Annotated in this window: 13 protein-coding genes; 4 read left to right on the forward strand and 9 right to left on the reverse strand. The window is 70.6% G+C overall.

Annotation, left to right across the window (positions count from 1 at the left end; all coding sequences use genetic code 11):
* Window positions 1-59 precede the first annotated feature (59 nt).
* Both ACWGIU_RS17010 and ACWGIU_RS17015 read right to left on the reverse strand, forming a co-directional pair.
* A complete protein-coding gene (locus tag ACWGIU_RS17010; RefSeq protein WP_453706571.1) occupies window positions 60-1,058 on the reverse strand; it encodes an anion permease in 999 nt (332 codons plus the stop codon).
* Window positions 1,059-1,063: 5 nt separating this feature from the next.
* Complete coding sequence (locus ACWGIU_RS17015) at window positions 1,064-1,684, reverse strand: DUF47 domain-containing protein (protein ID WP_453706573.1); 621 nt, start codon at window positions 1,682-1,684, stop codon at window positions 1,064-1,066.
* 203 nt (window positions 1,685-1,887) lie between these two features.
* On the opposite strand from ACWGIU_RS17015, the gene ACWGIU_RS17020 reads away from it, so the two are divergent.
* Window positions 1,888-2,202, forward strand: coding sequence for a metal-sensitive transcriptional regulator (locus ACWGIU_RS17020; protein WP_030009310.1), 315 nt, complete (start codon window positions 1,888-1,890; stop codon window positions 2,200-2,202).
* A 276-nt stretch (window positions 2,203-2,478) separates the two neighbouring features.
* Here the strand turns inward: ACWGIU_RS17020 and ACWGIU_RS17025 are convergent, their stop codons facing one another.
* Both ACWGIU_RS17025 and ACWGIU_RS17030 read right to left on the reverse strand, forming a co-directional pair.
* The gene (locus tag ACWGIU_RS17025) at window positions 2,479-2,664 is read right to left on the reverse strand and encodes a hypothetical protein (RefSeq protein WP_453706574.1); all 186 of its coding nucleotides are present in this window, start codon (window positions 2,662-2,664) and stop codon (window positions 2,479-2,481) included.
* Between the two features lie 138 nt (window positions 2,665-2,802).
* Window positions 2,803-3,636 (reverse strand): hypothetical protein, encoded by an 834-nt coding sequence (locus ACWGIU_RS17030; RefSeq protein ID WP_453706576.1) that lies wholly within the window; start codon window positions 3,634-3,636, stop codon window positions 2,803-2,805.
* A 133-nt stretch (window positions 3,637-3,769) separates the two neighbouring features.
* Here ACWGIU_RS17030 and ACWGIU_RS17035 point away from each other — a divergent pair, with 133 nt between their 5' ends.
* Window positions 3,770-3,985 carry a hypothetical protein gene (locus ACWGIU_RS17035; protein ID WP_453706578.1) on the forward strand — a complete coding sequence of 72 codons (216 nt, stop codon included), beginning with the start codon at window positions 3,770-3,772 and terminating at the stop codon, window positions 3,983-3,985.
* Between the two features lie 201 nt (window positions 3,986-4,186).
* Window positions 4,187-4,426 carry a hypothetical protein gene (locus tag ACWGIU_RS17040; protein ID WP_453706580.1) on the forward strand — a complete coding sequence of 80 codons (240 nt, stop codon included), beginning with the start codon at window positions 4,187-4,189 and terminating at the stop codon, window positions 4,424-4,426.
* A gap of 135 nt (window positions 4,427-4,561) precedes the next feature.
* Here the strand turns inward: ACWGIU_RS17040 and ACWGIU_RS17045 are convergent, their stop codons facing one another.
* From ACWGIU_RS17045 to ACWGIU_RS17065, 5 genes are all read right to left on the reverse strand, one after another.
* Entirely contained in the window at window positions 4,562-5,278 is a 717-nt protein-coding gene (locus ACWGIU_RS17045) for a phosphatase PAP2 family protein (RefSeq protein WP_453706582.1), read from the reverse strand.
* Between the two features lie 205 nt (window positions 5,279-5,483).
* Window positions 5,484-6,488: a C40 family peptidase gene (locus ACWGIU_RS17050; RefSeq protein WP_453706590.1), complete on the reverse strand. Its 1,005-nt coding sequence runs from the start codon at window positions 6,486-6,488 to the stop codon at window positions 5,484-5,486.
* A gap of 74 nt (window positions 6,489-6,562) precedes the next feature.
* Window positions 6,563-8,341, reverse strand: a complete 1,779-nt coding sequence (locus ACWGIU_RS17055) for a serine/threonine-protein kinase (RefSeq protein WP_453706584.1) — start codon at window positions 8,339-8,341, stop codon at window positions 6,563-6,565.
* 64 nt (window positions 8,342-8,405) lie between these two features.
* Entirely contained in the window at window positions 8,406-9,206 is an 801-nt protein-coding gene (locus tag ACWGIU_RS17060; protein ID WP_453706586.1) for a thioesterase family protein, read from the reverse strand.
* 51 nt (window positions 9,207-9,257) lie between these two features.
* Window positions 9,258-9,866, reverse strand: coding sequence for a LysE family translocator (locus ACWGIU_RS17065; RefSeq protein ID WP_451666027.1), 609 nt, complete (start codon window positions 9,864-9,866; stop codon window positions 9,258-9,260).
* An 83-nt stretch (window positions 9,867-9,949) separates the two neighbouring features.
* Between ACWGIU_RS17065 and ACWGIU_RS17070 the strand changes: the two genes are divergently transcribed.
* Window positions 9,950-10,844: pentapeptide repeat-containing protein (locus tag ACWGIU_RS17070; RefSeq protein WP_453706588.1), on the forward strand; the 895-nt coding region annotated here is incomplete at its 3' end.

Consider the following 10,844-nt stretch of genomic DNA (forward strand, 5'->3'; position numbering starts at 1 on the left):
GCTCCCCCTGGGTGGGGGGAGCCGGCCCGCTTTCGTTCCCGCTCGGTGCTTCCCGCGTCCTACACGAACGCGAGGTTCACGACCCAGAAGCTCAGCGCGGCGACCAGGGCCGCGGCCGGCATCGTGATGAACCAGCCCAGGACGATGTTCTTGGCGACGCCCCAGCGGACCGCGTTCACGCGCTTGGTCGCACCCACACCCATGATCGCCGAGGTGATCACGTGGGTGGTGGAGATCGGCGCGTGGAAGAGGAACGCAGAGCCGAACATGATCGACGCACCGGTGGTCTCGGCCGCGAAGCCCTGCGGCGGGTCCAGCTCGATGATCTTGCGGCCGAGCGTGCGCATGATGCGCCAGCCGCCCGCGTACGTACCCAGCGACAGCATCACGGCACACACGACCTTGACCCAGACCGGGATCGCCTCGTCGGCGCCCTGCACATCGGCGATGACCAGGGCCATCACGACGATGCCCATCGTCTTCTGCGCGTCCTGCAGACCGTGGCCGAGCGCCATGGACGCGGCCGACACCGTCTGCGCGATACGGAAGCCGTGCTTCGCCTTGTGCGGGTTCGACCGGCGGAACATCCACAGGATGCCCACCATCACCAGGTAGCCGACCGCCAGACCGACTACGGGCGAGACGAACATCGGGATGACGACCTTGTCGATCACCCCGCTCCAGATGACCCCTGTGCCACCGGCCAGCGCCGCGCCCACCATGCCGCCGAACAGCGCGTGGGACGAGGACGAGGGCAGGCCGAAGTACCAGGTGATCAGGTTCCAGACGATCGCGCCGACGAGCGCCGAGAACAGGATCCACATGCCCCGGGTGCCCTGGGGCGTCTCGATCAGACCCTCGCTGACCGTCTTGGCGACCCCGCTGCCCAGGAAGGCACCGGCGAGGTTCATCACGGCGGCCATCGCCAGCGCCGCGCGCGGGGTCAGCGCCCGCGTCGAGACGGAGGTCGCGATCGCGTTCGCCGAGTCGTGGAAACCGTTCGTATACGTAAAGCCGAGCGCGACACCGATGGTCACGACCAGGGCGAAGGTGTCCACGAGTTTCAGGACTCCTTGACCGCGATGGTCTCCACCGTGTTCGCGACGTGCTCGAACGCGTCGGCCGCCTCTTCGAGCACGTCGACGATCTGCTTGAGCTTCAGCACCTCGATGGCGTCGTACTTGCCGTTGAAGAGCTGGGCGAGCAGCTTGCGGTGGATCTGGTCGGCCTGGTTCTCCAGGCGGTTGACCTCGATCCAGTACTCGGTCAGGTTCTCCATCGTCCGCAGGTGCGGCATGGCTTCGGCGGTCAGCTCGGCCGCCCGCGCCAGCACCTCGATCTGCTGCTCGACACCCTTGGGGAGCTCCTCCACGTTGTAGAGGACGACGAGGTCGACGGCCTCCTCCATGAAGTCCATGATGTCGTCGAGCGACGAGGCGAGCTTGTAGATGTCCTCGCGGTCGAACGGCGTGATGAAGGAGGAGTTCAGCTGGTGGAAGATCGCGTGGGTCGCGTCGTCCCCCGCGTGTTCCGCTGCCCGCATCCGCTCCGCGATCTCGGCCCGGGCGGAGGAGTCCGCTCCGAGCAGTTCCATCAGGAGCTTGGAGCCCGTGACGATGTTGTCCGCGGATGCGGCGAACATGTCGTAGAAGCTCGTCTCCCTGGGGGTCAGACGAAATCGCACGTGAGGTCCTCGGGGTGCATTGGATTCGGTCAGGCTGATGCTAGGCGCATCCCCCGGCCACGGCTAACCGGCCGTTCCCCAGTGTCCTCCATCGGGCAGAGTGAGGACCACGGACCCCTGCCCGGGCGGCGAGGCCCGGTATCTTATACCCATGAGGGGTATGCGTTCGCATGCACCCCTCGTTCCGGACCACGGGAGGACGTATGACGACCATCGAGGCGGAGGGCTCCGGAGCCGTCCACGGCTATCACCACCAGAAGGACGAGCACCTCAAGCGGCTGCGCCGGATCGAGGGCCAGATCCGCGGCCTCCAGCGGCTCGTCGACGAGGACGTCTACTGCATCGACATACTCACCCAGGTCTCGGCGAGCACGAAGGCCCTGCAGTCCTTCGCGCTCCAGCTGCTGGAGGAGCACCTGCGGCACTGCGTCGCCGACGCGGCCGTCAAGGGCGGCACCGAGATCGACGCCAAGGTCGAGGAGGCCACCAAGGCCATCGCCCGCCTCCTGCGCACCTGACCCGCCCGTCCGCCCCGGCCCGCCGGCGGCGCCTGAGGCACACCCTCCAGCCCGTCGGCGCCAGGCGAACCCTGCAACCCCGTCAGCGTCCCAGGTGTGCGCTTCAGCCCGGCCGGCGTTCGAGAGGCGCGCTCAGCCCTGTCGGCACCTGAGGCGTACCCTCCAGCCCCGCCGGCGTTCGAGACGCGGTGTCCGGGGCGGAGCCCCAGCAGCGGCGCGTCAGCCGTAAAACGGCCGCCGCACCCGCCGCACACGCCCCGCCGGGAGGCGACCGGTCTACCGCCCGAGCAGGACCTCGTCGATACGGTCCAGGCTCAGCCGCTCCTCGGCGGCCGCCGAGGCGGCGATGATCAGCTCACCACACAGCTCGATCTCGGCGAGAGCAACGTGGTCCTGCACCGTCGTACCGCCTGCGGGAGTCACGCGTGTCACCTCAATCTGCCGGCGGCCACCGGCCGTCATCGGTCATACCGCACCGCACCACGCGCCGGCGCCCGGCTTCTCAGCGTAGGGAGGCCGCGCCGTCCCCCGCATGACACGGATGGACCATTTCCGGATACCTGGCCGTGGCCCGATTGCGCCGCCCGCTCCCCCTCCGCCTCACTGGTCGGAGATCTTCCCGGCGTAAATGTCCCCGCTTGCGGGCAATACGACGGTCACCGGCGTCCCGAACCCGTACAGCAGCGTGGTCGACGACACATCGATCACGCCATTGTTGACGTACGTGAACCGGTGCCTGACCTTCCGCAGGCGGCCCTCCTCGTCGAGGTAGGCGTCGAACGGCACCGTGTCCGTGCTGAACCCTTTCGCCGCCGCCGCCAGCGCCCCCCGCACCTCCGGCAACGCGCTCGCCGCGGCCCGCCCGATGTCGGTGGTCCCCCGGTAGTGCCGCACCTTGGTGCCCGCCACCTCGGTCTCCCCCACATACGTCACCGCCTGCGCACCCCGCAGCAGCTCGGCCGCGACCAGCGGATCGGTGGCCCCGCCCGTGACCAGGTTCCCGTCGTTCAAAGTCGTCGTGTCGACCCGGACCCACTTGTCGTCCGGGACGCCCGCGCCCCGGTTCTTCATGTAGAGCGCGCCCGGCACGAGCAGCTCGGTGATGGGCCGGTGCTCGGCCTTGCCCTTCACATCGGCCGGCAGCATCACAAGGAGCTGACCCACCCGCTTCTTGAAGTCGACCCCGCCCTCGCCGCGGATCGTGACCCGGGTGCCGCCCGTGGCCATCTCCATGGCCGTACGGGCCCGGGCACTGCCGGTCCTCGCCAGCACGTCGGCGGCCCCGCGGACCACCGCCGCCGCGTCCGCCGGAGGCCTGCTGTCGCTCGCGTCGCCCGCGCACCCGGTCATCGTCGTGACCGCCAGGGTGACGCCGGCGGCGAGTACCGCCTCACCCGCACGCCCGCGTGGCCGCCTGTGCTGGTGATCCACCATCGCCTGCCAACCCCCAACGCATGACCGCTGCTTGCCCGAGGCCCCCACCCGCTCCGCTTAACGAGGTCCGGGGTTTCCCGTCACGGGGGGCGCACCCTCCCCGCGCGCCGCCCGCCCCCGGTACCGTGAACCTGTGGAACCGCACACCGAAGCGACCCTGGTCCCTCCGCTCGCCTCCCTGCCGCTCCCGAGGCCCCACGAACAGCCGGAGCCGCCGGCCGGCCACACCACATCCACCGCCGACCGCGGATCGTTCTGCCTGGCGATCTGTACGTGCGGCTGGCGCGGTCCGGCCCGCCGCTCCCGCGACCTGGCCCGCAAGGACGCCGCCCGGCACGCGGTCGCGTAGGCCCTGTCCACGGGCCCGCGACGCCCGGCGCCGCGCCCGGCCGCGTTGCCGGGGCGCCCGACTACGTCAAGTGCACGGGAGCCCCTCCGCCTTGCCGGGCACGGCACCGGACGCCGCGTCCCCAACCTCACAGGGCAATACACCTAGCCCGTTCGGACGGCCCGGCTGGCCGGGCCGCGCCGCAGCGGATGCCCTTGAGTCATGCCAGGTTCCGCAGCCCGCCTCGCGACCCTTCTCCCGGTCTTCCTCCGGGCCCTGCTCATCGTGTCCGCCCCGGCCGCCGCCGCCCCGGCCGCCGCCGCCTGGGCCGCACCCGTGGGCTCGGCGGACAGCCCGGCCGACGTCGTCCTGGCCATCGGGCTCACCGCGGCCGCGGCCGCGGCGACCGGCTGGTTGCTGCGCTCCCGGGTCCGCCGCGACTGCGACGGCGGTGATCCTTGAGACGCCGTTCCCGGCCGAAGGCGGTGCGGGTGTGCTTCGGCGCCGCGGTGCTGTGCCTGCTCGCGGCCGTGCTGCTCGCCGTATGGAACACGTACGCGCAGACCTGATCCCGGCTGCCCCGCCCCGCCACCGGTGTCAGGCGGCGAGGTCGCTCTCGTGGGCGGGCGGGGTCTGTGCCTGCGGGAGGCCGACCGGCCGCGGTAGCGCGGGGTGCTTGGCCCGTACGAGCCGGCCACCGCACCGGGAGCGGGCCACCGCCCGCACCAGCGGGGTCAACGCCGCCATCGCGAGCGGCGCGAGCACGAGCACCACGGCGGTGCCGAGCGCGAGCCCGCCGATGACGTCGGTCGGGTAGTGGATGCCCATGTAGACCCGGCACAGACCCTCGGCGAACGCCAGCCCGATCCCCAGGAGGCCGAACTTCCGGTTCGCCACGAACAGGCCTACACCCAGGGCCATCGCGAGGGTCGTGTGGCCGCTGACGAAGGAGAACTCGGTGTGCCCGAGTCCCCGGGCGAAGCCGGGATCGAGCACGTGTAGGCCCTCGTGCTGGCGGAACGGCCGCTGCCGCCCGACGAATTCACGCAGCGGCACATTCACGAGCAGCGCCAGCCCGGCGGCCAGGGGGGCCCAGACGAGCGCGGCGATGGACTCGACGGCGGTGGCCTCGTCCTGCCGGCGGGCACCGCGCCAGCACCACAGCACCAGGAACACCAGGGCCAGCAGGATCCCGTACTCCCCGGCCAGGCTCACGGCCCGGTCCAGCCACGCCGGAGCATGCCGGGCCGCTCCGTTGATCTCGTACAGCAGGCTGACATCCACGTTCGGCCCACCTGTTGTGAGTCCAGCCATGGTGATGCGGCCCCTTGCCCTTGCCGTGGTTTCCCCTGCGGAACGCACCCCTGTGTGCGCCCCTCCACCCCCACTTGATCAATCCCCCCGCCCATGGAACGCCCGTTCTGGCTCCTACGTTCCATTCTCCACGGAATGATCACTCCAACGTTATCGAAGAGTGACTCATCATCGCAGCTCAGGGCCTTTGCTTCACGGAGAGTTGCTATGCCGTCCGACCGGCGGCGGACCGCTCCGGAAGGGCCTCCGCGCCGTCCTTGGTCACACGCGTCGCGCCGAAGTAGTCGGGAGTGTCGATCTTGTCGAACCGGATCACGGCGCCGGTGTAAGGGGCGTTGATCATGTACCCGCCGCCCACGTAGAGACCGACGTGCCGGATCTCCCGAGAATTCGTCAGATCATCGGAGAAGAAGACGAGGTCACCGGGCAGGAGTTGATCGCGCGAAGGATGCGGCCCGGCGTTGTACTGATCGTTCGCCACACGCGGCAACGTGATCCCCACCGTCTCGTACGCGGCCTTGGTCAACCCGGAACAGTCGAACCGCCCGTCCTGATCGGGCGTCCCGTTGCCACCCCACAGATACGGCGTCCCGAGCTGCTTCTGCGCGAAGTAGATCGCCCCGGCGGCCTGCTGCGAGGGCGCCACCCGCCCGACGGGCCGTGCGAAGCTCTTCTCCAGGGCCCGGATGGACTTCACATAGCCCTGCGTCTCGCTGATCGGAGGCACGCCCCCGGCCTTGATCACGCGATAAGGACCGGCGTTGTAGGCGGCGAGCATATTGTCGGACCGATCCCCCGGTACTTGGGCGACGTCCTTGGCGAGTTGGCAGTCGTACGAGGCCGCCGAGGGAATGGCGTCCTTGGGGTCCCAGATGTCACGATCGCCGTCACCGTCGCCGTCGATGCCGTACGTGGCCCAGGTACCGGGGATGAACTGGGCGATGCCGCGCGCGTCGGCGTGGCTCACCACGTCGGGCTTCCAGCCGCTCTCCGTGTAGAGCTGGGCTGCCAGCAGGGCCGGGTTGAGGGCGGGGCAAAGGTTTCCCCACTTCTCCACGAGCGGCTGATAGATCGCCGGAACCGACCCCTTGACCAGTCCGACGGCACCCTGCCTGCCACTGTTCGCCATCCCCGCCGCCGCCGAGTACGTGCCGACGACCAGCAGCGCGACGAAGGTCAGGCACACACCGATCCCGAGCCCGCTTGCCATCCAGAACTTGCGCACTCGTCAACACTGCCTCATGGAACGTCACCTGACAGGGGATTCACCGGCCAGACCTGGCACTATTTCACCGGAAAGCCGGTGCAATAGACACTGCTGTATTCCTTGACCCCCCTGACCCGGTAGACCAGCACGGTCCAGTCACCGGGATCGTTGGTGAGCGGGATCGCCGGAAACTTCTTCGTGGTCCCCTGGTTGTCCACGAGCTGCGTGGCGAAGTCGTCCGGATACGTGAGCTCCACCTCCCCGCCGGTGGCCTTGTCCTTGAGATCGACGGGCTTGCTGGTGTAGCCGATGCCGTGGTTGTAGTCCTTGACGAACTCGTACGGACGCTGCGTACTCTCGTCGATCTCGTGCGGAGCCTTGACCCCGACGGAGACGACGTAAGCGCCCTGTTCCGTGTTGTACGGCTTCAGGTAGACACGGATCTTGACCTTGCCCGTGATCGTCTCCGCGTTCGGGTTGTCGGCGTCGACGACGGAGCCCACCAGGAACTCCGCCCGCTCCTCCGCGGGCAGGCTGCAGCCCCCGCCGCCCGGACCGCCGGCGGTCCACAGGTCCCGCGACACCTTGTTCGGCTCGATGTGGTCGGGCACGACTCCCGGCCCGCCGGCGTCGCCACGGGAGGAAGCAGAAGGGCTCGAAGCAGGCCCACCGGGTGTGGTCGGGCCGCTTTGCGTGCCGCCTGCCCGCGGCGCTCCCTGGGCCTTGCCGTCCTTGCCGTCCTTCCCCTGGAGGAACAGGTACCCGCCCGTGACGAGGCCGCCCACCACCAGACCGCTGACGGCCGCCGGCGCCCAGCGACGCAGACGCCACCGGCCGGTGTCCGGAACCTGACTCTGCCCCTGCCCCCGTGCCTGTGCCTGTGCCTGTGCCTGCCCCTGCACCTCTTGCCGGCTCTGGGCGACGGGGACGTACGTCGGCACGTAGCCCGAGGCGACCGGCAGCCCGGGACCGATCGTGGACGGCAGGCCCGGCACCTGTGCGGCCCCGCCCGCAGTCGCCGTCAGCGCCGCGTACACCGGATCGTCGACCAAGGCCGAGTCCACCGCGCAACGCCGGATGATCTCGGTGAGGACGGGCCGGTCCCCCGGCTCCGTCGCCACGCAGGCCTTGATGAGCGCGGCCAGGTCCGGCTCCACGCCCTCGACGTCGATCTCACCGTGAACCGCACGGAAGTTGACGCCGACCGGCTCCCCCGTCCCGTACGGCGCCCGGCCCGTCGCCGCGTAGGCGATCGTGGCGCCCAGCGCGAAAACGTCAGCGGCGTCCGCCACCTCGCCCCGCAGCAACACCTCGGGAGCCGTGTAGCCAGGAGTGCCCGGGGCTGTGCCGGCCTGCGTCAGAGCCGTCTCGGCCACGCCCTTGGCGATGCCGAAGTCGATGAGCTGCGGCCCCTGCACACCCAGGATCACGTTCGGCGGCTTGAGGTCCCGGTGCGTGACCCCGTACGCGTGCACGCTGGCCAGACCCTCCGCCAGTGCGGCGAACAGCCTGCGGCACGCGGCTGCGGGCAGGGCGCCGTACGCGCGCACCGCATGGCTCAGGGTGGGCCCGGCCACGTATTCGGTCGCGAGCCAGTAGGGCGGCGCCGCCAGCGACGCGTCGATCAGGTTCGCCGTGTACGCGGAGCGCACCGCGCGTACCGTCTCCGCCTCCCGGCGGAACCGCGCGAGGGCCTCCGGATGCCCGGTGATCTCTTCCTTGATCACCTTGATGGCGACCAGACGGCCACCCGGCGACCGCCCGAGGTACACCTGCCCCATGCCACCGGCGCCGAGCCGGGCCAGCAGTGCCTGCGCCCCGATATACGCGGGGTCAGTGTCTCTCAGGGCCTCCATCCGCACGAGCCTGCCACACTCATGCCCCGCCCCCTACAAGGGGGTTGGGTTGTCCGGGCAGCACCTACCGCGGCGCCACGAACAGACTCTGCGCACTCCGCCCGATGGGCCCCTTCTCGTCGTGCAGCAGCGCGTCCGCGAGCCCGATCCCGGCCGCGTCCACACTCGTACGGGCCTCCACGCAAGCCCACTCGCCCACCGGATGGCGGTGCAGGTGCACGGTCAGGTCGCCGTTGATGAACACGTACCGCCCGAAGTCCATCACCGAGCTGATCCCGTTCCCCGAGTCGGCGGCGATCAGCACCCGGTCCAGCGGCCTGGGCTCCTCCCCTGCGACGAGCGGCACCTTCATCCGCATCCAGCAGGTGCCGGGCCCCAGTTCGACGAAGGCGCCCTCGGTGAACCGGGTCTCCATGGCCGAGTGGTAACCGGTCTCCCACGGCACCGGGAAGAACGGCGTCACCTCCACCTCCCCGGGCGACGGCAGCTGCGGCCCGGGAACCACCGCGGGCACAGCTTCCTCCGCGACCCTGATCCGCAGGGCCCGCGCCAGCATCACGGGCGCACCGCCCGCCGGCGCGAGGGCCGCCTCGACCACCTCGGTCCCCCGCCCCGCCCGCAGCACACCGGTGGTGATCTCCAGCTCGCCGATCGGCACCGGGCGCAGGATCTCGTACGTGATCCGGGCGATCCGCATGTCCGTACGCGCACCCGGCCGCTCCTCGACGGCCCGCCCGAGCAGCGCGGCCGGCGGCCCCGCGTGCTGCGACCCCGGGTCCCACGGCCCCCTCGTGTACTCGGTGGCCAGGAACCGCCCGGCGTCGACCCTCTCGAAGAATCCCTCGTACCCCTCGGCAGCACCCATACCAGCCACGCTACCGACAGGTAACCCCGGCCACCAGACCCTGCTCCCGGCTCAGCGGGCGAACCCCAGCCCCACCCCCAGCCCCACCAGCACCGACCCGATGGCCCGGTTCAGCGCCTTCTGCGCCTTCAGCATCCGGTCGCGCAGCCGCGAGACGGAGAAGAACAGCGCCACCGCCCCGAACCAGCCCAGGTGCGCCGCCGACATGAACAGCCCGTAGCCCACCTGCTGCCACACCGGCGTCTGCGGGTTCACCACCTGGGTGAAGGTCGACACCACGAACAGCGTCGTCTTCGGATTGAGCACATTGGTCAGGAAGCCCGACCGCATCGCCCCCAGCCGGGTCAGCTGGGGCTTCGACTCCAGGTCCACGGTCAGTTCGGCCCGCGCCCGGAAGGTACGTATCCCGATCCACACCAGATAGGCCGCACCCGCCAGCTTGATCACGGTGAACAGCGCGGTGGAGGAGGCGATCAGCAGACCCACCCCGAGCATCGTGTAGGAGACGTGGACCAGCACACCGGCCGCGACACCGGCCGCGGCGAACAACCCGGTGGGACGCCCGTAGAGATAGCTGTTACGGACCACCATGGCGAAATCGGCGCCAGGACTGATCACGGCGAGGAGGGTGATGACGGCGACTGCGATCACTTCTGTCATACCGGGATGCTCACCGCCATCGCCCCGTGGATCAAGCGCCTCCGGATTCGGGACATCCGAGGACACCAGCCCGACGCGCGACAATGGACGACGTGCCGAGTAACCCCGCCGCCCCCGCCCCCGCCCCTGCCCCCCTGCCGGTCCTGCAGGCCGACTGCGCGAACTGCTTCGCGCTCTGCTGCGTGGCCCTGCCCTTCGCCAAGTCCAACGACTTCGCCGTGAACAAGCCCGCCGGTACCCCCTGCGGCAACCTCCGGCAGGACTTCCGCTGCGGCATCCACACCGGGCTGCGCGACAAGGGCTTCCAGGGCTGCACCGTCTTCGACTGCTTCGGCGCGGGACAGCAGGCCTCCCAGGTCACCTTCGGCGGCCGCGACTGGCGCACCCACCCCGGCACGGCCCGCCAGATGTTCGAGGTCTTCCCCGTCCTGCGGCAACTGCACGAGCTGCTCTTCTACGTCAGCGAGGCCCTGACCCTCCCGGCAGCCGCCCCGGTCCACCCAGACCTGCGCCGAGCCCTGGCGGAGACCGAGGAATGGACCCGCGCCGACGCGCAGGCCCTGGCCGACCTGGACGTCGGCGCGCTCCGGCAACAGATCAACACCCTGCTCCTGAAAGCCAGCGAACTCGTACGGGCGAAGATCCCGGGCCGCAAGAAGAACCACCGCGGCGCCGACCTGATGGGCGCCCGCCTCTCCGGAGCCGACCTCCGCGGCGCGAACCTCCGGGGCGCCTACCTGATCGCCGCCGACCTCACCCGCGCCGACCTCCGCACGGCCGACCTGATCGGCGCGGACCTCCGCGACACCGACCTCCGCGGCGCGGACCTGCGCGAAGCCGTCTTCCTCACCCAGCCCCAGCTGAACGCGGCCCAGGGCGACCCGACCACCCGAATCCCCCCCGCCCCCCCCCCCCCCCCCCCCCCCGGGCCCCGCCCCCCCCCCCCCCCCCCCCCCGGCCCCCCGCCCCCCCCCCCCC

Source organism: Streptomyces sp. NPDC054840 (genome assembly GCF_053611065.1).